Origin of the sequence: Corynebacterium axilliensis, assembly GCF_046097495.1 — a bacterium.
Classification (GTDB): Bacteria; Actinomycetota; Actinomycetes; order Mycobacteriales; family Mycobacteriaceae; genus Corynebacterium.
Map to the genome: position 1 here is coordinate 1,118,197 of NZ_CP175768.1, position 23,231 is coordinate 1,141,427.

The 23,231-nt window shown below is 59.2% G+C and carries 18 protein-coding genes, 1 tRNA gene and 2 pseudogenes; 7 read left to right on the forward strand and 14 right to left on the reverse strand.

Features of this window, described 5'->3' with window-relative positions; all coding sequences use genetic code 11:
• Window positions 1-8: 8 nt before the first annotated feature.
• The 3 genes and pseudogenes from ACKFR8_RS05485 to ACKFR8_RS05495 all read right to left on the reverse strand — a co-directional run.
• A complete protein-coding gene (locus ACKFR8_RS05485; protein ID WP_296133047.1) occupies window positions 9-404 on the reverse strand; it encodes a hypothetical protein in 396 nt (131 codons plus the stop codon).
• A gap of 340 nt (window positions 405-744) precedes the next feature.
• A complete protein-coding gene (locus tag ACKFR8_RS05490; RefSeq protein ID WP_296133048.1) occupies window positions 745-1,548 on the reverse strand; it encodes a serine hydrolase domain-containing protein in 804 nt (267 codons plus the stop codon).
• Between the two features lie 48 nt (window positions 1,549-1,596).
• Window positions 1,597-2,082, reverse strand: a pseudogene (locus tag ACKFR8_RS05495) (excalibur calcium-binding domain-containing protein); the annotation flags it as partial.
• A gap of 164 nt (window positions 2,083-2,246) precedes the next feature.
• Here ACKFR8_RS05495 and ACKFR8_RS05500 point away from each other — a divergent pair.
• Window positions 2,247-3,896, forward strand: a complete 1,650-nt coding sequence (locus ACKFR8_RS05500) for an alkaline phosphatase D family protein (protein WP_296133050.1) — start codon at window positions 2,247-2,249, stop codon at window positions 3,894-3,896.
• Between the two features lie 33 nt (window positions 3,897-3,929).
• Here ACKFR8_RS05500 and ACKFR8_RS05505 read toward each other — a convergent pair whose 3' ends face one another.
• From ACKFR8_RS05505 to ACKFR8_RS05525, 5 genes are all read right to left on the reverse strand, one after another.
• On the reverse strand, window positions 3,930-5,498 hold the full coding sequence (locus ACKFR8_RS05505) for a mechanosensitive ion channel family protein (protein ID WP_296133051.1): 1,569 nt from the start codon (window positions 5,496-5,498) through the stop codon (window positions 3,930-3,932).
• 42 nt (window positions 5,499-5,540) lie between these two features.
• Window positions 5,541-5,738: a hypothetical protein gene (locus ACKFR8_RS05510; RefSeq protein WP_408930820.1), complete on the reverse strand. Its 198-nt coding sequence runs from the start codon at window positions 5,736-5,738 to the stop codon at window positions 5,541-5,543.
• Window positions 5,739-5,898: 160 nt separating this feature from the next.
• Window positions 5,899-7,128 (reverse strand): peptide ABC transporter substrate-binding protein, encoded by a 1,230-nt coding sequence (locus ACKFR8_RS05515; protein WP_408930994.1) that lies wholly within the window; start codon window positions 7,126-7,128, stop codon window positions 5,899-5,901.
• Window positions 7,129-7,153: 25 nt separating this feature from the next.
• Window positions 7,154-8,221, reverse strand: a complete 1,068-nt coding sequence (locus tag ACKFR8_RS05520) for a trimeric intracellular cation channel family protein (protein ID WP_306507980.1) — start codon at window positions 8,219-8,221, stop codon at window positions 7,154-7,156.
• 36 nt (window positions 8,222-8,257) lie between these two features.
• Window positions 8,258-8,334: transfer RNA gene (locus tag ACKFR8_RS05525), tRNA-Ile, on the reverse strand.
• Between the two features lie 177 nt (window positions 8,335-8,511).
• Between ACKFR8_RS05525 and ACKFR8_RS05530 the strand changes: the two genes are divergently transcribed.
• Both ACKFR8_RS05530 and ACKFR8_RS05535 read left to right on the forward strand, forming a co-directional pair.
• Window positions 8,512-9,840: an AAA family ATPase gene (locus ACKFR8_RS05530; RefSeq protein ID WP_408930821.1), complete on the forward strand. Its 1,329-nt coding sequence runs from the start codon at window positions 8,512-8,514 to the stop codon at window positions 9,838-9,840.
• A 61-nt stretch (window positions 9,841-9,901) separates the two neighbouring features.
• A complete protein-coding gene (locus ACKFR8_RS05535; protein ID WP_296133054.1) occupies window positions 9,902-10,321 on the forward strand; it encodes an organic hydroperoxide resistance protein in 420 nt (139 codons plus the stop codon).
• 93 nt (window positions 10,322-10,414) lie between these two features.
• Here ACKFR8_RS05535 and ACKFR8_RS05540 read toward each other — a convergent pair whose 3' ends face one another.
• On the reverse strand, window positions 10,415-10,840 hold the full coding sequence (locus ACKFR8_RS05540) for a hypothetical protein (RefSeq protein WP_296133055.1): 426 nt from the start codon (window positions 10,838-10,840) through the stop codon (window positions 10,415-10,417).
• A gap of 644 nt (window positions 10,841-11,484) precedes the next feature.
• On the opposite strand from ACKFR8_RS05540, the gene ACKFR8_RS05545 reads away from it, so the two are divergent.
• The 3 genes from ACKFR8_RS05545 to ACKFR8_RS05555 all read left to right on the forward strand — a co-directional run bounded on the left by ACKFR8_RS05545 (window position 11,485) and on the right by ACKFR8_RS05555 (window position 17,981).
• Window positions 11,485-12,396 (forward strand): hypothetical protein, encoded by a 912-nt coding sequence (locus ACKFR8_RS05545; protein ID WP_408930822.1) that lies wholly within the window; start codon window positions 11,485-11,487, stop codon window positions 12,394-12,396.
• Between the two features lie 765 nt (window positions 12,397-13,161).
• Entirely contained in the window at window positions 13,162-15,426 is a 2,265-nt protein-coding gene (locus ACKFR8_RS05550; RefSeq protein WP_408930823.1) for a TOTE conflict system archaeo-eukaryotic primase domain-containing protein, read from the forward strand.
• An 842-nt stretch (window positions 15,427-16,268) separates the two neighbouring features.
• Window positions 16,269-17,981, forward strand: coding sequence for an ATP-dependent nuclease (locus ACKFR8_RS05555; RefSeq protein ID WP_408930824.1), 1,713 nt, complete (start codon window positions 16,269-16,271; stop codon window positions 17,979-17,981).
• A 231-nt stretch (window positions 17,982-18,212) separates the two neighbouring features.
• On the opposite strand, the gene ACKFR8_RS05560 is transcribed toward ACKFR8_RS05555, so the two are convergent.
• Both ACKFR8_RS05560 and ACKFR8_RS05565 read right to left on the reverse strand, forming a co-directional pair.
• Window positions 18,213-18,605 (reverse strand): hypothetical protein, encoded by a 393-nt coding sequence (locus ACKFR8_RS05560; RefSeq protein WP_408931025.1) that lies wholly within the window; start codon window positions 18,603-18,605, stop codon window positions 18,213-18,215.
• Window positions 18,593-19,027: an amino acid permease gene (locus ACKFR8_RS05565; protein ID WP_408930825.1), complete on the reverse strand. Its 435-nt coding sequence runs from the start codon at window positions 19,025-19,027 to the stop codon at window positions 18,593-18,595. The genes ACKFR8_RS05560 and ACKFR8_RS05565 overlap by 13 nt, the downstream gene beginning before the upstream one ends.
• Window positions 19,028-19,120: 93 nt before the next feature.
• Between ACKFR8_RS05565 and ACKFR8_RS05570 the strand changes: the two are divergent.
• Window positions 19,121-20,314 (forward strand): annotated as a pseudogene (locus tag ACKFR8_RS05570) (IS3 family transposase).
• Window positions 20,315-20,441: 127 nt separating this feature from the next.
• Here the strand turns inward: ACKFR8_RS05570 and ACKFR8_RS05575 are convergent.
• The 3 genes from ACKFR8_RS05575 to ACKFR8_RS05585 all read right to left on the reverse strand — a co-directional run bounded on the left by ACKFR8_RS05575 (window position 20,442) and on the right by ACKFR8_RS05585 (window position 23,204).
• Window positions 20,442-20,828, reverse strand: coding sequence for a hypothetical protein (locus tag ACKFR8_RS05575; protein WP_408930826.1), 387 nt, complete (start codon window positions 20,826-20,828; stop codon window positions 20,442-20,444).
• 270 nt (window positions 20,829-21,098) lie between these two features.
• Window positions 21,099-21,989 (reverse strand): UTP--glucose-1-phosphate uridylyltransferase, encoded by an 891-nt coding sequence (locus ACKFR8_RS05580; protein ID WP_408930827.1) that lies wholly within the window; start codon window positions 21,987-21,989, stop codon window positions 21,099-21,101.
• A gap of 45 nt (window positions 21,990-22,034) precedes the next feature.
• Complete coding sequence (locus ACKFR8_RS05585; RefSeq protein ID WP_408930828.1) at window positions 22,035-23,204, reverse strand: nucleotide sugar dehydrogenase; 1,170 nt, start codon at window positions 23,202-23,204, stop codon at window positions 22,035-22,037.
• Window positions 23,205-23,231 lie beyond the last annotated feature (27 nt).

Below are 23,231 nucleotides of genomic sequence, written 5' to 3' on the forward strand. Positions count from 1 at the left end.
CGTTGCTTCTAGGCGCGCGTGACCGCGGCGTGAAAGCCGTACTCCCCTGCCACCAGGCCCACCGCACTATCGAGCGCGTCCAGCTCACTGGGCGTGCCGGTGATGACCTGGTGGCAACCAATTCCCGCGGGGGTGGTGCGCCCGCTGACGGGATCCCAACCGCCATCGCGGTGCCACCGGGTGCACCACTGCGCGGTCAGCGGGTCATCGCCCGGAACGATGAACTCACTTTCCGTGCGAATGCAGCGCGCCATCGCACGCTCGATGGCCGGGCGCAGAGTGCGGGGCATGCCCGAAATCTGCAGCACGGCAGTGCAGACCTCACCGCTAGCACGGTTCGGCCATTCTTCCGCAGCGCTGAGCACCGGCGGGTGCGCCGGCTGCGGGTGAACGCGAAGATTCACTCCTTGACTCCTTTGACATCAATGACGGCACGCCGGAAGGACCCGGCGCAAGACGAGCTTCGTCTTCCCCTACGAACTTGCCTTGTCATTTAGTCATCTCACGCCACATTGAGTGACAGTGAGCGTCAATGTGCCCACAATTTTCCCCCGCCACTTCCACCCCAACAACCCTCAACCTGCACTTAAGCCCCCGCTGCCTCAATCTGACGTTGAGACTTTCTCCGCCAATCGGCGCCACATGATTCACATCAGCAACACCAGTACTCCGCTACCCCAACAGTTGCACGGATTTATACTCCTCCGTCACCCCCGCTAGCAGCCGACGGGGAGGACAGCCCACCTAGCGACGCTGAAGGTCCTCCCACACCGCCGAGTTCGTCTCCGCCCACAGCGGCTTGCACCAGTCCCCGAAGTCCCTATCGGCCAGGGCCACCATGGCCCACTCGCCGGCCACCCACAGGTAGGTGCCGCTCATGCCGAAGTGGCCAACGGCATCCGCCGGCAGCGCCCCCATCCACTGCTCCTTATCCCCGTGAATCTCAAACCCCAGTCCCCACGTGCAGTCCTTGAAGCTGCCGTAGCCGGGCACGATGCCGCGCAGGCCTGGGAATTGCACGGTGCGCATTTCAGCCACCGTCTGCGCGGCCAGAAGCCGCGGGGACTGCACCTCCGCGGCGAATGCGGCAAGGTCCTCCACCGTGGAAACCAGCCCGTGTCCGGCGGAGCCCTCGAGCGTGGTGGCGCGCATCCCCAGCGGCTGGCACACACCCTCCGCCAGGTAGTCCGGAAACGCAATCTCGGTGGCGCGCTCAACTTCTTCGGCGGCCCACTCGTAGCCCGCCGAGGAATAGATGCGGCGCTGCCCCACCGGCTTCTGCGACTCCCGCGTATCAAAGCCCACTCCGGAGGTGTGCGCCAGGAGGTGACGCAGGGTGGAGCCTTCTGGACCGGCGGACTGATCCAGCTCCACAGCACCTTCCTCCACTGCCAGCATCACCGCATAGGCGGCCACCAGCTTGGTCACGGAGGCGACCGGGAAGCGGCGGGAGGTATCCCCCACCTGCTCCACTACCTCGCCGCGGTGCACTAGGGCACCGGCAACGGTATCGACGGGCCAGGACTCAAGGGAGGAAAGTGCGCTCATGCGCCCTAGCTTAACGGGCTTTAGCGCGGATCGATTCTCGCAGCCCACGCCGTCGCCATCACGGTCAAACTTGGACCGAAATCCCGGCTCCCCGTAGCGAATCGGACGATTGATGGCGTTCCACACATCAGTGCAATTCTTGTAGGCCGCCGCCGGGCGCGGTGCGGGAGCCGGAGCCGGGGCCGGGGCCGGCGCAGGTGCAGGCGCGGGTGCAGGGGCAGGAGCCGCCGGCGAAGGAATGACGCCCGGCAGCGGGTTCGGAATCAGCCCCTGCTGCACAGCCCAGAACGCACCACCGGCAGCGGCGGCGAGCACCGCGGCGGTAATGCCCACACCCAGAGCGATCTTCTCACCCTGGGAGGAGCCCTCCTGCTCGGCATCGGCAGGATTGGCCGCATCAGTGTCAGAGGGCGACTCCGCGCCCGGGGCCACCGCGCCGACGGCAGCGGCCGGCTCGGCAGCCTGCGCGGAGGCTGGGATGGTCATGGATAGCGGCAGGGAAACAGCAATGAGAGCGCTGGCAATCTTCTTCATAATTCTTAGTTATAGACCTCTCAGCGCCGAAAAGGAATCACGCGGTACCCCGGGGGTGGCCGCCACGTAAAGCACGTAACATCGAAGCAAACTTCACTTAACCGGCGAAAGAATTCTCCCGCCCCAAGTTGCGAGCCTCCCCCAAGCGAGAAACCTTTAGAGCTATGCGCCGCTCTTTCACTCGCCGCCGCCTCCTCCACGCCACGGGCCTGGCTACCGCCACGGCCGCCTCTCTTGCTAGCTCCGCCGCACACGCCGCGGATCCATCCACCTCCTCGGCCCTGGGAATGGTGGAGCCGCCGGAGGGCACCCCGCCCTTCCTCCACGGCGTTGCCTCGGGGGATCCGATCCCGGATTCGGTGGTGCTGTGGACCCGGGTGAGCCCCACCCCGGAGGCGCGCCCGGGCTCCGGGGCTGGCCCCGCGGTCACGGTGGGATGGGAAGTGGCCACCGATGAGGCCATGACGCAGGTGGTCCAGCGCGGCAGCGTGCAGGCCTCCGCGGAAAGCGACCACACCGTCCACGTGGACCCGCACGGCTTGCGCCCGGACACGGTGTATTTCTACCGCTTCACCCTGGATGGCGCGGTCTCCCCCGTCGGACGCACCAAGACCGCCCCGGCGCCGGACGCCTCCCCGGATTCGCTCACGTTCGGCGTTGCCTCGTGCGCCAACTGGGAGTCGGGCTTTTTCACCGCCTACAGTGACATCGCCCGGCGCGGGCGCAGCGGGCAGCTGGACTACATGGTCTTCCTCGGGGACTACCTCTACGAGTACGCCGCCGAGACCCACGCGGGCTTCGGCCCGGTGCGCCTGCACCACCCGGCGCACGAGATCGTGACGTTGGCGGATTACCGCACCCGCTACGGCCGCTACCGCACCGACCCGGAGCTGCAGGCGGCGCATGCCGCGCTGCCGTGGGTGGCGGTGTGGGATGACCACGAGATTGCCAACAACAACTGGTCCGGCGGCGCCGGAAACCACGACCCAGCCACGGAGGGCCCGTGGCGCGAGCGCCAGGCTGCGGCCATGCGCGCCTACTTCGAGTGGATGCCGGTGCGCGCCACGTCCCCCTCGGAGGCCGGGCACCTATATCGCTCGCTGACCTTCGGGGACTTGGTGGAGCTGACCATGATGGATCTGCGCACCTACCGCGACCAGCAGGTGTCCTGGAACCCCGTGGCCTTCAACGCGCAGGGCCGCACCATGCTGGGCTCGGAGCAGTATGACTGGCTGCTGAGCAAGATTGAGACCTCCCAGGCCGCGTGGAACGTGCTGGGCAATTCCGTCATGTTTTCCCCGCTCAACCTGGTCACCCTCCAGGACAATGCCACCACCCGGCAGGTCTCCTCGGCGCTGACCAGCAACATCACGGGCATCCCCGTCAACGGTGATCAGTGGGACGGTTATTCGGCAGAGCGCCGGGCGCTTATCGACGTCCTTCAGGCCTCCCCCGCCAACGCCCTCTTCCTCACCGGTGATATCCACACCGAGTGGGCGCACACCATTTCTAAGGGTGGCGACATCGTGGGCGCGGAGTTGGTGTGCGCGTCGGTCACCGCACCCAACATCAACGAGGCCCTGCACCTTCGGCAGGGCAACTCGGTGACCCGGCTGGCCCGGCAGATCCTCTTGGCCGGCAACCCGCACTGCCGCCACGTAGATCTGGATAACCACGGCTATAGCTACGTCACCATCACCCGCGAGGAGGCCCGGATGCACTGGCTGCGGGTGGAGGATATTCTCAGACCGGGCTCCCCGGTCCGAGAGGCCGTGGCGCTCACCTTCCGCCCGGGCTCTGGCTTCGTGGACTAGCGCGAAAGTCCGAGCGCAGGGCTACTGATCGGGCTACTGGGCGGCCGTCTGCGCGGTAGCTCCCGGCGCCGGGGTGTGCGTCCCGTCCGCGGCAGGCGCTGCCGGCGCGGTGGTGCGCTCCGGCTCCGTAACGTTCTCCTGGTCGTGGTTAGCCGTGGTCGCCGTGGTCGGCTCGGTCGGCGCGGTGGTGCCGGTGGGCTGCTCGGGCGCCATCGTGTCCGTCGGGGCGGTGGCCTCGGTGGTATCGGTCGCCTCCGTCGGTGCTGTTGGCTCCGCCGGCGCAGTAGAGGCCCCCGGCTCTGTGGCGGCATCTTGGCCCGGGGTCTGCGGCGCGGAGGACTCCGGGGCGTTGCCGCTAGACCAGCGCGCCGGCGAGAGCCAGCCAGCGCTCGTCCCATCCGGGTTCGCGGAGGCCAACAGCAGCAGGCCCACCGCGGCCACGCCGGCAAACAGCGCGGTGGTGGACGCCCGCACGCGCCCGCCCAAGGTCCAGAAGTAGTCCCACTTGGACTTCGGGGTATCCGCGCGCCAAATCCCGCGGCGCGGCTCGTCCTCCTCCTCGTCCTCGGCCGTCTCCTTAAAGGCGGGCTTGCCCGGGCCGTTGTCGCTGCTCTCGGTGGCCGTGGCGGTGGCGGCGGTCTGCTCCGGGGAACCCGTTGCCGCATCATCCGCAGCGCTGGCGAACACCTCCGTCGGGGCAGTACTCACGGAATTAGAAGGGGCATCGTCGGTGGTGGGGGCCGGGGAGACGTCGTCAAGCACGGCGTCCGCCGTCGGCAGCTTGTAGTAGTCCCAGAACGCCGCCAGCAGCGCGGAGCGGATGGCGCGCTCCACCGCCCACTGGCGCGCGGGGTTGACCTGCACCAGCACGCGGTATTTAACCTGCCAGGGCTGGCCCGCCGCCGTCGGCGCCACCAGGCCGGTGGCCGGCAGGACGTCGAGCTCGCCGGCGACATCCTCGCGGATATCCGCGCCGCGGATGGCGCGGTGGGAAATCTTCTCCACCTGGGAGGTGATCTCCGGCAGGGACTCGCCCTCGTGCACCGGGATGGCAATGTCCACCACGGCGCGGGACCACTCCTGGGAATAGTTCGTCACCACGCCCGCGGAACCATTGGGCACCATGACCACCTCACCGGTGGGCGTGCGCACCTTCGTCGTGCGCAGCGTCAGGGATACCACCGTGCCCTCCACGCCGGTCACGCCGTCGAAGCTGACGTAATCGCCCACGCCGAACTGCTTTTCCGACAGGATGAAGAAGCCCGCCAGGAAGTCACCGATGATCTTCTGCGCGCCGAAACCAACGGCGGCGGAAACCACCGTGGCCGGGATGGCCGCCCCCAGTGCCGGCACGCCCAGGTTGGACAGTGCGGCGAGCACCAAGAGGAAGTACGCCGCCGCCTGGGCCACGTAGACCAGCGCGCCGGCCAGCGCCAGGCGGGCCTTGGTGGTCTCCTGGTTCTCATCCAGCCGGGATTCGATGATGCGCACGGCCAGCCGGCCAATGCGCGGAATGAGAATCGCCGTGAGCAGCATCCCTGCCAGCGGCAGGGCGTGGTCCACAATGGCCTGCCACACGGCGAAAAGGTAAAACTTCAACATTGGCGCCAGCGTAGTCTCCCCCGCTGAAAACGGACTGGGAGACTACTTGCGCTGCAGGTTGTGATAATCTGGGATGGGCTTCCAGCTAAAGGACGCCGGCTGAATATCCGTGCCGTAGCCGCCCACCGCGTTCGGCGTCCACAGCGGGATGGCCGGCATGGCCTCCACCAGCAGGTCCTGGGCCTGGGAGTAGTACTCGCGCTCCTCGGCCTTCGTGCGCGCCTCGCCCGCCTTTTGCAACAGCTCGTCGTACTCGGAGCTGCTGAACCCGGACTCGTTGGCCGCGGAGTGGGAGGCAAAGAGCGGGCCTAAGAAGGTGATCTCATCCGGGAACTCGGCCTGCCAGGAGGTGCGGAAGGCACCGGTGATGTGGCGGGCGGTGACCTCGTGGCGCAGCTCCTTAAACGTGTCGAAGGGCTGCGGCTCCGCGGAGATCCCCAGGGTGGCAGAGATTCTGGTCCGTCACCGCGCGCACCCACGGCCCGTGGCTGCCATCGTTGTTGTAGGCCACGCTGAACGTGCCCTCAAACGGATCGAGCTTTTCTGCCTCGGCCCACAGCTCCCGCGCGCGGTCCGGGTGGTACTCAAAGAAGGACGTGTCCTGCGGCCGCGACGGCTCCGTGTTGCCAATGGGGGCCGAGAAGCCGCGGGCGGGTGTCGCGGTGCCGTGGAACAAGTCGCGCGTAATCTTCTCGCGGTCAATAGCCATGGAGAGTGCCCGGCGGCGCAGCAGCCCGGCCTCCCCGCGGAAGTTGGAGTCATTGGCGGGAATGGTGATTTCCAGAATCGAGGAGGTGGGCTGGTTCACCGCCCGCTCCCCCAGATCATCCTGGAAGGTGGTACGGCGCTCGTCCGGGATGAGGGTGAGCACATCCAGGTCATCATCAAGCAGGTCCTGGTAGGCCTTATCGACGTCGCGGTAGACCTTGAACTCGATGCCCTCGTTGCGCGGGGTGCGCGGCCCGTCATACTTCGGGTTGGGCACCACAATGAGGGATTTATCGTGCTCCCAGGAGGCCAGCTGGTACGGGCCGTTGCCAATCGGGTCCTCCCCGCGCTCGCTGAGCTTGTCCTGGTCTTCGGAGCGCATGGGGAAAAACACCGAGTACCCCAGGCGCTCGATGAACCCGGCGGTAGGCCGGGAGAGCTTAATGCGGAAGGTCTTCTCCCCCGTCACCTTCAGCCCGCGCATGGTGTCTTGGCCCTCGTTGTAGCCCTGGATGGGCTCAAAGTTATGGGCGGCCAGCAGGGACTGGCGCACCGCGGTGTTCCACGTGTCCACGAAATCCTGGGCGTCCACGGCGGAGCCGTCCGCGAACACCGCATCATCCCTAATCACCACGTCATAGGTGGTGTCATCGACCTGGGTGACGGATTCCGCCATGTCATTGTGCGGGTTGCCGTCCTTGTCCAGGTACATCAGCCCCGAATAGAGCAGGTTGATGACGGTCTGCCCCGGCACGTCGGCGGAATCCGCCGGGATGAGCGCGGTCTGCGGGTCAGAGGTGTCCGTGGTGATGAGGTCCAGCCCCGACACGTCCACCGCGTCGGGCTCCGTGGTGCAGGCACTGCTTGCCGACGCCACCGCGGCCGCCGTCAGCACCGCCACCACGCGCGCACGTGTCTTCATCACCTTCATCACCTGCCTTTAGCATTTAATCATCCCTTTTTTCGTACTTTCGCACAAGCTTCTCCACCAATTCATCGGTGAGCTTCTCATCCGACAAAATCAGGTCCAACATCTCGCGCGACGAGGACCCAGCCTGGTTCGGCTGGTCATAGGAATCACCGGTCAAGTCCACACCGAAGTCCGACTGGTTGTCCGCCTGCGATTCGGCCTGTGCCTGAGCCATCTCCGCGACTTCTTCGTTGAAGGAATCGAGGAACTCGGACGCGTCAACAGCCGCGTCCGCTCGCCGCTTGCCCGCCCGCACCTCGCGCTCGATGCGGCGCTGCAGGGCTTTCTCCATCTGGTTGTGCCGCCAGGAGCGCAGCTTCGTCGGCTCTAGGCGGCGGCCCACCGCACGCCCCTTGTTCTCCGCCTTGCGCGCCATGACCATGACGTGCGCGGCGGTGTCGTTGACCGGCGCCCACTCCTGGCGTGCTGGTACGCGCCAGCCCACCCAGATACCTAGCAGGGTCAGCACGAAGGAGACAATCGGGCCGAGGATGACGCCCCAGGCCAAGTCCCCGGAGGAGTTCGCTCCCAGCACCACCAGCGCGCACGCGACCGCCGGGATGACCGTCGGGGTGTTGTCACCAAAGACGGCCGGCTCGCGCCCCATCGCAATGTCACGGATCATGGAGCCGCCCGTGGCGGTGAACACGCCCATCATGATGCAGGGAATAAACGGCAGGCCGTACGCAATGGCCTTGAGCGCGCCTGTCGACGCCCACAGGGCCGAGACAATCGCATCGCCATGCGACTGCACATAATCCCAGGTCTTGCCCTTGAAGTACACGAAACGCGCAAGGATGGCGCCGGCGAACGCCAAGTACAAATACTCCGGCTGGCTCATCGCCGCCACCGTGCCGCGATTAATAAGCACGTCACGGATCATGCCGCCGCCCAGGGAGGAGAACATCGCGATGAAGAAGAAGCCCACAATGTCATAGCCGCGCTGGCGGGCCATGGTGCCGCCAATCATGCCCATGAGGAGGACACCGATGATATCGGACCAGTAATACAGAGACTCGATCAACGGGTCCATCTCAACACTCATGTGGGCTATAGTATCCGCCCAGAATGAGCATCGCAGTGGTGGGGCCACCGGGGCTCGAACCCGGGACCAACGGATTATGAGTCCGTAGCTCTAACCGACTGAGCTATAGCCCCGCGTTTCCCCCATCCGAGCACTCGTACCGGCAATCAGTCAGCCACGACACGCCACGGGGGAGAATCCGCTCCCCGCAACATTAATCGGCGGGGTGAGGAAACAGCAATTTGCCATCGCCCTCGCTGCTTCCCCAACAACCCCCGCACGCACCCGCCCGACCTTGTAGCGTGGCCTGCATGAGGCTCCTCTCCTTCAGTGTGTCGAACTTCCGCAGCATCCGCGCCGCCCAAACGCTTTCTCTGTATCACCACTGGCGGCACTCCACTCCGCCGGAGGACGGCTGGGATTTGGTGAGCCAGCCGGTAACGGTGCTGGTGGGTCCGACGGCCTCCGGCAAGAGCAGCGTCCTGGACGCCCTGGACTTCGCGCTGCGGGCCATTGCCTCCTCGGCCACCTCGTGGCTTGAAGGTGCGGCACCCAACCAGTTGCCGCACAACCCCTTCCGCCTGGACCCGCGCACGCAGGCGCTGCCCAGTACGTTTGAGCTGGAGTTCGACGTCGCCGGGGTGCGCTACCTCTACGGCTTCCAATGGAGCTTTACCGGCGTCCACGCCGAGTGGCTGAGCAGAGTGCCATCCAGTAGGTGGTCGCCGTGCTTCGTGCGATCCCGCGGGGAGGAAACGCAGTGGACGCGGACGTTTATGTCCCGGGGAGACGTCGACAAGCTCGGCCCCCTGGCCCACACCGAGCTGATCCTGTCCGTGGGTCTGCGGGAGGAGCACCCCGTGCTCGCGCCGCTCGCGCGCGCCCTGGTGGACAGCGTGGCCTACCTCCCCCACTCCCGCGCTTCCCGCGGCAGCGCCGAGCGGCTCACTCAGCTCATGCGGGAGGGCACGCTGCGCCTGGAGGAGGCCGGCCCGATGCTGCGCGCCGCCGACCCCAATATTTACTACGTCCGTCTGGACCAGGAGCGCATCCCGGAGCACTCCTTCCGGCAGCTGCGCCCGGTCATCGCCGCGTTGAGTGGTACCGACGGCGCTGCCACGCTTGGCGACGCCTCCCTGGCCTACTCCGACGCCGAACTCACCTCGCTGCTGTATGCCGTGGTGGTGGAGCACCGCGGCGAGAACGCACACTACTGCCTGGGCATCCTCGATGAGTCCGGCGGCACGCGCGACTGGCTGGCCACCGCGCCCGTGCTGCTCAGCGTCCTTAGGCGCGGTGGCATCCTCGTTGCCGACGAGCTCGACGCCACGCTGCGCCCCGCCCTGCTGGACTTTATGATTCACGCCTTCAACGACCCCACCATCAACGTCCACGGTGCCCAGTTGGTGTTTACCTCCCACACCTACAGCGTCCTGGAGCGCGCCAGCGAGCTGGGCCTGGGCCCCAACGGCTTCTGGTCCGTGGACAAGACCGCCGCCGGCGAATCCCGCCTTACCCACGGCGCCGACGAGCGCCTGGCCAACTTCTCCTCCGCCCGCAGCACTCTTAGCCAGCGCTCCACCGCCGCCTCCCGCGCAGCGTTGGACGCCCTGCGCACGCTCGTGACTGCCGGCACCTGAGAATTTCGGATTTGCAGCGTACAATCATTGTTGCAAATTCCCTTGCACGAAAGGATTCAACATGACCGCTGTCTACACCACCGAAGCACTCTCCACCGGCGCCGGCCGCGATGGCCGCACCGCCGTCCAGGACTCCGACCTGGACTTCACCATGGCCGCCCCGAAGGAGCTGGGCGGCAGCGGTGAGGGCGCCAACCCGGAGCAGCTCTTCGCCGCCGGCTACGCCGCCTGCTTCCACTCCGCCCTCAAGATGGTGGCCAAGGACAAGGGCGCGGACATCACCGACTCCGCCGTCGGCGCGCGCGTGACCCTCAACAACGGCTCCGAGGGCTTCTTCATCAGCGTGGAGCTTGAGGTCACCATCCCCGGCGCGAACAAGGAAACCGCGCAGGCGCTTGCCGACGCCGCCCACGAGGCCTGCCCCTACTCCAAGGCCACGCGCGGCAACATTGACGTGAACGTGACCGTGGCGGAGGACTAGGTCCCTGCCGCAGCGGTGTGCTCGGACGGGCGCGGAAGCTTTCTCACGTAACGGGCGCATCGCGCTCGTTCCGCCCCGAGAAAGCCGCCAGCGCTATTTATCCTTTGCCCTTCTCTTGGCTTCTCTGCGCTCGCGCCGTCGAGCGCGCTTTTTCTTGCGGATGTCAACGACCCAATGCGGAACAAAAGGCCACGGAAGCGGAACTCCGACCGCTCCTGTGAATCCAACGGCTCCGATGACGAGAGCTGCCGTGAGCACTACCTTCAGCACCATGTGCACAAACTCGGGAGGATTAGCACTCGCGACCAACCCCGCGGCACCAGCAGCGCCCATAATGAGCGAGCAGTAAGGATAGATAAAGAGGACGCCGTCACTCGTCGCACCTATAGAGTCGCCAGCGTCGTACCACGACTCCGATCTGGGCTCCCTCCGCACGTCCCGGATGTAGTAGGTCCAGTAGAGCACCATGACAAGCACTGCCCCGGCACATACGAGCAGCCCGGTAATATCCTCGTCCATAGAATGGCCTCCTGCGGGTGCTTGATGCGGTATGTAATACGACGCTACCAACGCCCGCTGTGTAAGGCATGAGGTGAAAGCGAAATCTAGATGAAAGCACGCACCTGGCCCTAGGACACATTCATGTAATCAGGCTTTTGTGGTCCTTGCAGTCCGGCGAGCTTGAGGCTGCTTTCCCTTGGCGTGTCCGGCTTCCGCATCATCCACGCCACGTAGACTTCCTTACTTTCAGTCTGCTCACCATCGCGTCCATTGCCACCGCTAAGCTTGCCGACGCCTCTCCCGGTCCGTCAGCTCCATTGCAGGTAAATAGTCTCTGAATGGCAAGAGGTCCGTGAACAGCTTGCTGGATTCGGTACTCTTGTGCTGGCCGCGCCGTAAACTTCCGCCGCGTTGTCATTCAGCAGTTTGACCGAATCACCCGCGATACCGCTGACAAGCAATGAATCTCCGCAAACGTGCATGTCTTTCTCAGCGCAAAGATCGCTGCCCTTGTCACATACTTCGGAAAGAAGAGCACAACCATCGCCAGGCAGGGATTCACTTGAGAGAAAGCTAGACCTTTCACATACTTGACCAACTTCTATTAAATTGAGGCTGTGCACATTTGAAATCTTTGTGTCCGGCTCGGGGAAAGGCTAGCAGTGAGCAACGAAACGAGTATCGACGCCAACTTCCTTTGTGAGAAACGTCCCTTCTCAAACTCACAGATAGATAAGTTGGGGGAGTTCTATGCAGGAAAGCGCAGTACACCGCCGGATTGCCAAGAGGAAATTATTACCTGGTACGAATGGTTAAAAGACGCGGCGTCGAAGCTGGTTTCGCTTGCAGTTCGCTCCATAAAGGTCGACGGACGAGGACCTTTCGAGGTCGTGCAATCTGCCCGAGTCAAGACTAGGTCATCGATTGCAGACAAAATTAACAGAGGATCCCGGTTATCGGCGATGCAAGACTTCGCCGGTGTTCGATTCGATCTGGGCGCGACTCACTCCATACTTCTTGAGATTGCCCAGGTTATTGAAGTTTTAGTCAAGCAAGCCAATGCGGAGGTAACCATCAAGAATTACCTCTCGAATCCTCAGCGGGGATACCGCGCGGTACATGTTTGGGTTACGAGTAAAACTACCGGTCGCGTGGAAATCCAATTGCGCACCCAGCTACAAGCTGAATGGGCAAATACATTTGAAAAACTGGCAGATCTTACCGGCCGACGAATCCGATACGAAGATGACTACCGTCCTGCACATACCGTCTTACAATCTGTATGGGAAAACTTACTCGAAATCTCTGAAAATTTCTACAACATCGAGTCCGATCTGGAAGACGGATACGAAACAGTGCAGAGTAGCTTGCAGTCCATAGTCGCGACATCACGAGCCATCCCCGTAGACCCGCATATGCACAGAATCCGAGCTGAGTTCTATACGAATATGGCGAACTATGAGTTAAAATTAGCCGACACAGCCGAGAACAACACTGGCACCCTCAAAGCGCTGAGAAAACTACAGGACTCCCTTACTGACCTTCCTATCGAAAGCGAGCAGATTAATGACTGATTTCATAATCACGTACAGACGCAGCTCGGGCGAGTCCGTCATAGAGCAATTCTCGGACTCGGCTCAAGCTTTAAAGGAACGCCTCCGCCGCGAAGCAGCGATTGACGATCCTAACGTTGAGATTGCCCATATCTCAGCGCCTTCCCTGGAGTCCTTGAGGAAGTCGCATTCACGGTACTTCATGGGCAGCGTAGAGATACAAGGCGACCAGGTGGACGCGGCCTAAGCTGCGCCCACGGCCCTAACTATTTCAACCTGCGCCCTGGAGCTGCAAGCGTGCTACCGAACTTCAAATCTTTGGACCAAATTTTGATTTGTCCCTGATTTTCCCATCTACTCAAACGGAACAAACCCAGGGCTCTTCAATCGGCACCCAAAAGGCCAATTCTAACCGCACCGACACGCCGAGCCAGCCAAACATTTGGGCCTTAACCCGCAAAACTAATTGACCCTCACCTGCCAGTAGCCTCGGTGAGGGTCGAGCAGCTGTACGTGATGTAGGGCTGCTCCTAGCTCAAACTATTCCTCATGTAGCCCGATTCAGTCAAGAGATTCAGCGCTGATCCGCCTCAGCGCCGCTTTAGATACTCAACACGAACTGGATTTTCATCAGGTCCAATGGCCAATCAGGAGTCTTACGGACGGCGTGCGGCGTTCCGGCAGCCAGATCGTGCGATTATTCTAGGCAATACAACGTTGGACGGACAAGACCTTTAGCCGCATGCCGTCCTATAAACCAGTTCCGACGTACAAGGAACACGCACCATGACTGAACAGGAACGCCTCCAAGCGCTTGAAACCCGCGTTAGCGAATTGGAGTCCCAGGTAGCCCAGCTACTGCGGGCCCTCGGTCATGCTCCTTCACACCCGAGGCCTTCAGACTCACCGCCGCCGACTACCGTTCATTCTGAAAAGCGCTCACCGGAGCAGAAGATTGCGCTCTTCATGGATTACTTCTCGGGGAGGAAAGACGTCTACGCAGTGGCCAAAAATACTGCGGAGAAGAAGGCCTGGTACCCGGCCAGCAACGGCTACTATGACCGAAGAAACCCTGACCTGAAGCCATTGACGCCGAAGGTGATCGAAGGACATTTGCGCCGAGATAACCACTTCCACGTCGGGCTTTATCCATTGTGTACAGATGATAGTTGCCGGCTTTTGGTCTGCGATTTTGATGATGACGACTTCAAACAAGCCGCTCGTTCCTACGCCGAAGAATGCAAGAACCACGGCCTCGATGCGCTCCTAGAAGTATCACGTTCTGGGAACGGTGCGCACGTCTGGCTCTTCTTCGAAGAGCCCATTCCCGCCAGCCTCGCTCGTTCTGTAGGCATCGGGCTTCTTGCCAAGGCCAGCCCGGATTCCTACTTCTCCAGTTTCGACCGATTCTTTCCATCCCAAGACACACTGCCGGCGAAAAGCCGTGGCTTCGGCAACCTGATTGCCCTCCCATTAGCGGGCCACCATCGATCCGAAGGCACAACAGTCTTCGTCGACAATGATTTTCATCCATTGCCAGACCAATTCGAGGCTTTGGCAAGTACGAAGAAGTCAACGCTTTCCGAGCTCAAGAGAATCTACGCTGCGCTTCAGCCCGATCCCGAGACCTCCCTTCCTCAGGCACCCACTCGCGCAGAACTAAAGAAGCTCAAAGCCTCGGGAAAAGTCCACGTCACGCACGATTCACACGTCCACGTCGATTTATCAGGCGTCGACGCCACCACTCGTACAGCCCTGCGGCACCTAGGTGCTATTGCCAACCCACAGTTTTATATAAAACAGGCCCAGCGTTTCTCCACTTTCGGCACTCCACGGATCATCGTACGTTTTGATGAGAAGGACCAAGTCCTCACGCTCGACCGCGGCACGCTCGATGACGTCCTCGACATCTTGAAGACTGCCGGATATGCCGTCACCCGCCACGGGCGTACGCCCAAACCTCAACGCATCGATGCATCATTCGCCGGCGAACTACGCCCCTACCAGCATTCCGCCGTCAAACAGATGCTCAAGCACAAGTCCGGAATGCTCATTGCTCCTCCCGGCACCGGAAAGACCGTCATGGCGTGTGCAATCATCGCCCAGCGTTCGGTCCCCACCGCAGTGATAGTTCCATCGAGAGAGCTAGCTACCCAATGGCGCCAAGCCCTCAAGCAGTTCCTCCCGGAAGTTCAGGTTGGGCAATACTCAGGTTCCAAAAAGAAGCTCAGCGGAGTCGTAGACATTGTTACAGCTCAGTCCATCAGCCGTAGCGATTCCAAGACTGACTTTCTCTCCAGCTACGGCCACATCATCGTTGATGAATGCCACCGAGTCGGTGCCGCCGGATTAACCAACGTTCTAGCTCACCTCAACGTTCGTTTTATGCTCGGTATGACCGCGACACCGTACCGATCCGACGGCCTCGATAAGCTGCTTCCCCTGATCTGCGGCCCTGTCCGCCATACCGTCGAGCTCAAACGCCCCGGACGCCGCGACTACGTAGTCCACAACACCGAGTTCACTTACGACTCCCCTTACCTGTTCTGGCCCGACCTCGACACCGATCTGGCTGCCGATGAGGACCGCAACTGCCTCATCGCCGATGTCATCACTCAAGCAGCTCAGGATAAGCACACGGTCCTCGTCCTAGTGAAACGTCGCGAACACCTCGCGGCCCTCAACGCCCTGCTTGCCGACGCTCCCTTCCCCGTCCTGCAACTACACGGTGGTCAAAAGGCAAGCGAGAGGCAAGCCGTCCGTGAGCAGCTTGCCGCAACACCGCATTTCGTCCTTTTAGCCATGTCCCAGGTGGCTGGCGAAGGCATTGATCTTCCCGCGCTGGATACCCTTGTGCTCGCAGCACCAGTAAGCTTCCGCGGCGTTGTCATTCAGCAGGTTGGCCGAGTCACTCGCGATACCGATGACAAAGAGAGCATCTCTGCCACTGTGCACGACTTTGTCGATTCCAACGTCCCTGCCCTCGCCGCAGCCTTCAGAAAGAGAAGCTCGACCATCGCCAAGCAGGGATTCACTCGCATCGGATGCTAGAGCTACCCTATCCATGACCGATTCCTAATAGATTAGAGGCTGTGAGCAACTGAGATCCTTGTTGGACAGCCAGATGAATCAGAGCAGCGCAGTGGCTAAATTTGTAATCACTTACAACCGTCGCTCAGGCGAGTCTTTCATCAAAATATTCTCAGATTCGACTCAAGCATTTGAGGAACGCCTCCGCCGCGAAGCAGCGATCGACGATCTTGACGTTGAGGTTGCCCACATCTCAGCACCCTCCCTGGAGTCCTCGAAAAAAGTCTCATTCCCAGTATTTCATGGGCCGTGTTGTATTAGGAATCAATCAGCCGAGTATAACCAACAGTGACGATGAAGAGAATTCTCCATAAACTGCCCTTACTACGTGAATAGAAATTCAAACCAGTTCTCGGCTGTGTAAGCAATGACGTGGTCGGTCCGAATGCTTGGCGTAGCAGTTTCGTATTCCGATCACCGTAGCTTTTACTCCAAGAGGGCCTTTTTAAGTAAGCCACGTCAGCTCCTTACATGACGGGCACTCATCAGAAAGGCCGGTAAAAACCAGTGCGGGAACAGCCCGAAAGAAGCAGGACTACATTCAGCGGTATGTCTCAACCATGAAGCGTCATCCATGAACGGGCAGCGTTTCACCATCAAGTCATCTTCTGCCAAGAGAACTCAAGTCTTCCGATAGTGCATTCGTTACACGACAAGCCAGCGATACTCCGAGTGCAGTCCTACTAGCGCTGATGACTTTAAAGAACATAGTGCAGCTGCCGACTGCCAAAACTCGGCTACCCCGCCCTGTCTACGTTGCAAGGAACGCCGGTTCCCTCCTTCTATCCAGTTAGACTGCACCTATGGACGTTAACAACTTTGCCGTATATCCGCGCATCTCATCGATCCAGCTCCTTAACGAATCGATTGCACTCGGCGCAGGGAACCTAGTTGTAGTGGTAGGACCCAATAACTCCGGAAAATCACATTTTCTGGATCAACTCGAAGCAAGATTGGTCGGAGAAGACTCGGAAGTAACTAAAGAAAACGAGGGGCTAACAAAGCACCTAAGCATCGACTGGGGGCCGATCAAATCCTTCCAAGAGAGCGAATTTCGAGCTCTTGCCCGCGATGTTATAGGTCAAGAAAACAGATATGGATTTTTCGAACCCGAGGCGTTGCCGAACTTTAGAACACGAGGGACGACAACGCTTGAGGAGTTGATTTCCACTGTCGAGGCAGGCTCACGTCTGGGGGCATGGACAAGCTCATTCGTCCGTCGAGATGCCCCACTATCTCGAGTAAGCGAGGCAGATCCAAAACAGCTTAGCTCGGAAAATTCTTTTAGCAGAGTTTACCGCAACGAAAAACTAATTAAAAAAGTATCACATTACTTCAATCGAATTTTCCATGAGGATATCTCAGCCTACCTGGCAGACTCTGGACAGATTGCCTTCAAGATGGGTAAAGCGTTTGGATCATCTGGGTCATTTGAATCTGGTATGTCTCCCGAATACTTGAAGACACTCAATACAGCACCGAAATTATGGCGCCAAGGATTGGGAATGCGAAGCGTGGCTGGATTGCTAATCAGAATTTACTCAGACCCAAGGCCTATTGTTTTAATCGATGAACCTGAAGCGTTTCTACACCCACCTCAAGCAGCGGCATTAGGCGAAGTTTTGAAGGAAATATCAGTCAACGAAAAAAGACAATTTTTTTGCGCCACACACGACCGAAACCTATTGAGTGGAATATCAAGAAAGTCACAAGGAGCATTTTCGATAATCCGCCTTAATCGAGCGGGAGACCCCAACAGTAACATTTCACGCCAATTTGACTATACACTCGTGCCACCCGATTTTGATCGAAACATCAAGAATCACTGCCGCATTCGGCATTCTTCCATCTTAGAAGGATTATTCGTTGACGTTGCAATAATTGTAGAAAATGAGACAGACGCCTTATTCTATGAGGAATCCTTGGATTTCTATTGGCGTCAACAGGGTCCAGAAAGTATCTCCCGCCGGGTTACGCCCCACTTTGTTAATATAAGTGGAAAAAGTAACGCCCCATCTACTATAGAATTGCTAGCCCTCTTAGCAACGCCCGTGGTTGCAATTTTAGATTCAGATATTATCGTAAGCAAAAACGAGTTTAAGAAAACTCTAGAAAAACTAGGCAATGATGACCTTCAGAGAATTATCGAACTAAGAGAAAAAATGGAAAAAGCCGTAGCTGAGAGGGAACCCCTACCCGCTAAGACTGAAAAAAATTACAATAACAAATTGAGAGAGGTTTTTGCAGGCAAATTGAAGCATGTAACTCCAGAAAGCTACATGGCCCCACTGCTCCGCGAAATGAATCTCCTTCTCAAGAATTCGGGGTTGTGCCTTCCCCCAGAAGGCGAACTAGAAGATTTTGACCGTTCTATCACAGCCAGTAAAGCAAACTGGGTACGAGAAGCCCTAGATAAGAAGCTGCATGAAACGATGAAGGTGCAGAGTTTTATAAGCCGCGTTATCAGTGAATGTCATTATCAGCTTTCTCCAAACCAGAGCACTTCGTCCCTCTGAGGAAGTCTTCGAATTCGCGCTGTCTCGACGGACTACTTTAAAATGCTGTAATTTCCAACAGTTTCCATACAGTCCGCGCCTCGACTCCAGATTTAAGTTCTGGGTTTCGGGGCTCGATTGTGCCGAGATTTTACGATGCTCGAAATTGCCTCGACTTAGCAAGCACATCCAACTACTAGCGGACCAAATCAACGGCAACTGACCGTAGCGGCGACTGAATACAGCACCCACCTACCCCAAAATCAACGCCGCCGTCTCTCTCCCCCCGGCGGCACATCCTTCAGGCACATCCTTCAACTGACAGCTCTTAATGGACCACGACGCCAGCCCAAGCACAATCCAGACCACCAGCGCGATGAGCGGAGCAGTCCCCAGCACACCAGGCGAACCCGGAACGAAGAGCAGCGCCAAGAACCCGACGGAGAGAATGCATCCAGCCAGCGCGAAGTACTCGTAAGACTTGCTCGGCGCAATCGGCTTGGCCATCCCAGGAACCTGTCCGGTACGTGCAATCTTCCGTGCACAGAAGCACGTATAGAAATACGCCACCGTGATGCCAGCACTGGACATATCGACGACCCACGTCAAGGCCGCGCGCCCAAACCACGGGGTCACCAAGCACACAGCGCACACCAAGAGAATTGCATTGCGCGGTGCTCCTTGCCGTTTAGTTCACATAAACGACTAGAGACCAGGTTGGCGCGACCAAGGGTAAACAACACACGGCTTGCTGCAGTAAAGAACCCATTAAGTCCAGTCAGGACGCCAGCGCTGACAGCCACGACCATGAGTACCAGACCTGCCGGCCCCATTACCTCACTGATGGCTGCAGCCGACGGCCAGGCCTCCTCTTCATAGGCAAAGTGGTCGGTTCCCACAGCGATCGAGGTCACGAGGATCATCGCCAAGTAGATCAAGGCCGCCGCAATAAGTCCCCGCATCAAAAGGCCCAATGCCTTCTTTGGCGAGAAACTGAACTCCCCCACCAGCTGCGGGATAGAATCAAACCCCACGTAGGCCCATGGGGCAAAGGCGATGATGGTCACAATCGCCGCCACCGGTGGGACGGACCTGACCCCCGTTAGGTAGACACCTGATATCCAGCCCGGTTGGGCTGGGAAGAAAGGTAATCTACCACCATGCCTAGGTACTCCGAACAGTTCAAACGTGATGCTGTGGCCCTCTACGAAAACAATGAGGACCTCTCACTTCACGCGGCTTCAGCAGAGCTTGGAGTCAATCGTTCCTCACTTTTCTCCTGGCTTAAGCAGTACGGCACCGGCAAACGTGCCCGCACGAAGACCTTGCGCGATGAGGCTCAGGCGACGACTGATTCTGAGCGGATCCGCCAGCTAGAAAAAGAAAACGCGAAGCTGCGCGAAGAACGCGACATCCTGCGCAAGGCCGCGAAATATTTTGCCGAAGAGACACGCTGGTGATCCGCTTCCAGTTTGTCTATGACCACCGAACCGAATACTCGGCTCACACGGATGTGCCACGTGTTAAAGCTCAATCGCTCCTCGTTCTACAAATGGGCCAACACTCGCGATAAACGCAGGTTAAAGATGTGCTCTGATGCTCTTATTGGCGCAAAAATCAAGACCATCTTCGATGATGAGCACGGGCTTTATGGTGCTAAACGCATCGCTGCAAGCCTCAACAGTGATACGGATTTCGGCCCGATCAATCACAAGAAGGTCGCACGCATCATGAAATCCATGGGGCTAAAAGGCTTTACCAAACGGCGTCGATGCATCACCACCAGGCGCAGGCCTGGTCACCGAGTCATGCCAGATTTAGTAGGCCGCAAATTCACCGCTGATAAGCCGAACCAGGTCTATGTAGGCGATATCACCTACCTGCCGTGTAAGGGCGGCAAGAACATGTACCTAGCCACAGTCATCGACGCCTACTCGCGCAAACTCGTCGGCCATGCACTCTCCGATCACATGCGGGTATCGCTGGTTATCGAGGCTTTGTCTCATGCCAGCAAGGTTCGCGGAAGCCTTAAAGGGGCAATTTTCCATTCTGATCACGGCAGCGTGTACACCTCACAAGCCTTTAGGGACCACTGCGCCCAGCTTGGTGTACGCCAATCCATGGGAGCGGTGGGAACGAGTGCCGATAACGCCCTGGCAGAATCGTTTAACGCCACCCTAAAGCGTGAAGTTCTGCGTGATCGGAAAGTCTTTGACAATCCCATCATCTGCCGCCAAGAAGTCTTCCGGTGGTGCATGCGCTACAACACGCGCAGACGGCACTCCTGGTGCAATCTTCTAGCCCCCGATGACTTCGAAGCACTCACATCAGCTACACTGACCCAAGCAGCATAGCTAACCCCCGACGTGTCTACTTTCCGGGGGCCAGGCCCGACCTCGACTGGGAAAGCGGGGGCAAGCTCGGGACGCTCAGCGATGTAATAAATCACCATCGACGCCACGATGACCACCACTGCCACAATCAAGAGCACGACTGCAAAGAACTGGAACTGTCCTGAAAAGTGCTGCGCCCTTGGTGTTCAACCACGCAAACAAAATGATAAACAGCGAGCAGATCGCTACTTCGGGCAAATAGATGGTCCAACCAGCGACGCTGCAAAGCGCCCCGCGTTACCAATTCAGGAAACGTGACACGGAAGACGAGCGTGACCGCCGACGCATTCAACGCGACGACGCACGAGTACCGCAGTGTGAGCGCCCATCCCGCGATAAACTCATGAGTCCGGCCGAGCGCCGCCATGGCGAACGACACGCCGCCACCAGTCAGCGGCAACGCGCGAATGGTAAAATCGTAGCTCAAACCAATAAAGGCAATCATCAGACCACCAATGACAAAGCCGATGACCATTCCGGCAAGCCCCGCCTACTGCATCCAGTCGCACGGCAGAATATAGGCACCCCAACCGATTGCCGCACCCACCGCTGGGGCGAAGCCCCATGAGGGTTTCAACGTGTTGCCGCAGTGTAGTCTTCTCCGGCGGCTGGCTTCATCCCAGACCATTCACCGACTGCGCAGGAGCTTGCCGACGCCGACATTCCCAAGGAGAATCTGACAAGTCTGGAGATCACTAATTAAGCGCGCTACAGACCTAAAGATTCGGGAGTGCGATACTAATCGCTACCCCAGCTCAGGTCGGTACTTCTCCATGATCGCCTCTAGGTCGCGGAACAGTGCCGGGCCGTACTTCGGGTGGCGCAGGCCGAACTCGACGCTGGCTGGGATGAAGCCGGCTGGGTTGCCCAAATCGTGGCGGATACCGTTGTGCACGACGACGTGCACGGGGTGTCCCTCGGAGATGAGAAGGTCAATGGCGTCGGTAAGCTGCAGCTCCCCGCCCTTGCCTGGTTCGATGCGGCGCAGAGCGCCAAAAATCGCCCGGTCCAGCAGGTAGCGGCCGGTCGCTACCAGATTCGACGGAGCATCCTCCGCGGCAGGCTTTTCCACCATGCCTACAACCTTCTTCACGCCCTCCTGGTCAGTGTCCTCAATATCGAACACGCCATAGTTCGACACGTGTGCCGGGTCCACCTCCACCGCAAGCAACACGGAACCACCACGCTCTTGGCGAACACGAATCATCTCGCTCATGGCGACGGTGGGCTCAATGACGTCATCGGGAAGCATGACGGCGAAGTAGTCTTCATCGTCGTCCAGCACCGGCTCAGCCAAGCCAACGGCATGACCCAAGCCCAGAGGCTTTTCCTGGATCACAGCAACGGGATGGATAATCTGGGCTGCACGCTCGACCTTCGCAGCCTGCTCGTCCTTGCCGCGCGCGCGCAAGATCTCAACAAGGTCCGGGAACTCGTCAAAGTGGCGAAGCACCTCTTGCTTGCTTGGCGACGTCACAATGGCCAATCGCGTTGCACCTGCCGTGGCTGCTTCCTCCGCAATCATCTCGATTCCGGGTGTATCGACCACTGGGAGGAGTTCCTTTGGAACAGTCTTCGTGGCGGGCAGGAAGCGAGTGCCCATGCCAGCTGCAGGAACAACGACAGATTTAAACATCAGATCTCCAGAAACTAGTTAAGAAATTGGACCGATAGCGCCGAATTAATCTCGGGCGTAAATATCTGCGGTCACGATGGATGCCTCAGAAGCCTTCAAAGTATCGTCCAAGCGATTCGCCAAGATGACGTCGGACTTCTCCTCAAACATGGTGAAGTCATTGATTACGGGCATTCCGTCAAAAGCTTCATCATCCAACGTCGGCTCAAAGATGACAACGTTGACGCCTCTGTCTTGCAGCATGCTCATGACGTCCTGGATAGCGGACGACCTGAAGTTATCCGAGCCAGACTTCATCGTAAGCCTATAAATGCCAACGGTAGAAGGGCTCTTCTTCAGAATCTGCTCGGCGACGAACTCCTTTCGCAACGAATTGGATTCGACGATGGCAGAAATAAGAGTCTGGGGAATGCCCTTATAGTTCGCAAGCAGTTGCCGCGTGTCCTTCGGCAAGCAGTACCCTCCGTAGCCGAAGCTGGGGTTGTTGTAGTGAGAGCCGATTCGAGGGTCCAATGACACACCGTCAATAATGTGCTTTGTGTTCAAGCCGTGTGAAGCGGCGTACGTGTCAAGCTCGTTGAAATAAGCAACTCGCATTGCCAAGTACGTGTTTGAGAACAGCTTGACGGCCTCTGCCTCAGTCGTATTGATGATTAGAGTTGGAACGTCTGGTTCCAAAGAACTCGTTGCCAACAGTTTGGCAAATTCAGCCGCCTCATCCGAATGCGTAGATGCACAAATAATTCGCGAGGGATGCTGGTTATCGTAAAGCGCCCTCCCCTCCCTAAGGAATTCAGGGCTGAAAACCAACTTCATCGTGGGGTGCACTGACTCCATGCGCTCAGTGAAGCCGATGGGGATCGTTGACTTGATAACCGTAGTTACGGTCGGGGCAATATGCTCAATCTGGTTAAGGACGTCCTCAACGCTGCTGGTATTGAAGAAGTCATTATCAACATCATAGTCGGTTGGCGTCGCGATAATTGCAAACCGTGCCCCTTCCAAGGCCGCTTTGGCATTCGTGACGGCAGTCAGTTTCAGATCGCTTCCCTCGAAAGCATCTTCGATTTCGGTATCTGCAATCGGAGACACGCGGCGATTTACGAGCTCGACTTTTCTTTCGTCAATGTCAACGGCACAAACGTCGTGATCTTTTGCCAGTAGAACCGCGTTCGCAAGCCCTACGTATCCCAGACCGAATACTGCAATCTTCAATTTCCGACACCTCTATTTTTCAATACC

Excerpts from the sequence above, each read along its gene's own strand:
- ACKFR8_RS05490 (WP_296133048.1), bottom strand. The coding sequence starts at position 1,548 with ATGAGCGCACTTTCCTCCCTTGAGTCCTGGCCCGTCGATACCGTTGCC.
- ACKFR8_RS05500 (WP_296133050.1), top strand. The coding sequence starts at position 2,247 with ATGCGCCGCTCTTTCACTCGCCGCCGCCTCCTCCACGCCACGGGCCTG.
- ACKFR8_RS05505 (WP_296133051.1), bottom strand. The coding sequence starts at position 5,498 with ATGTTGAAGTTTTACCTTTTCGCCGTGTGGCAGGCCATTGTGGACCAC.
- ACKFR8_RS05515 (WP_408930994.1), bottom strand. The coding sequence starts at position 7,128 with ATGAAGACACGTGCGCGCGTGGTGGCGGTGCTGACGGCGGCCGCGGTG.
- ACKFR8_RS05520 (WP_306507980.1), bottom strand. The coding sequence starts at position 8,221 with ATGAGTGTTGAGATGGACCCGTTGATCGAGTCTCTGTATTACTGGTCC.
- ACKFR8_RS05530 (WP_408930821.1), top strand. The coding sequence starts at position 8,512 with ATGAGGCTCCTCTCCTTCAGTGTGTCGAACTTCCGCAGCATCCGCGCC.
- ACKFR8_RS05535 (WP_296133054.1), top strand. The coding sequence starts at position 9,902 with ATGACCGCTGTCTACACCACCGAAGCACTCTCCACCGGCGCCGGCCGC.
- ACKFR8_RS05540 (WP_296133055.1), bottom strand. The coding sequence starts at position 10,840 with ATGGACGAGGATATTACCGGGCTGCTCGTATGTGCCGGGGCAGTGCTT.
- ACKFR8_RS05550 (WP_408930823.1), top strand. The coding sequence starts at position 13,162 with ATGACTGAACAGGAACGCCTCCAAGCGCTTGAAACCCGCGTTAGCGAA.
- ACKFR8_RS05555 (WP_408930824.1), top strand. The coding sequence starts at position 16,269 with ATGGACGTTAACAACTTTGCCGTATATCCGCGCATCTCATCGATCCAG.
- ACKFR8_RS05575 (WP_408930826.1), bottom strand. The coding sequence starts at position 20,828 with ATGGTCATCGGCTTTGTCATTGGTGGTCTGATGATTGCCTTTATTGGT.
- ACKFR8_RS05580 (WP_408930827.1), bottom strand. The coding sequence starts at position 21,989 with ATGTTTAAATCTGTCGTTGTTCCTGCAGCTGGCATGGGCACTCGCTTC.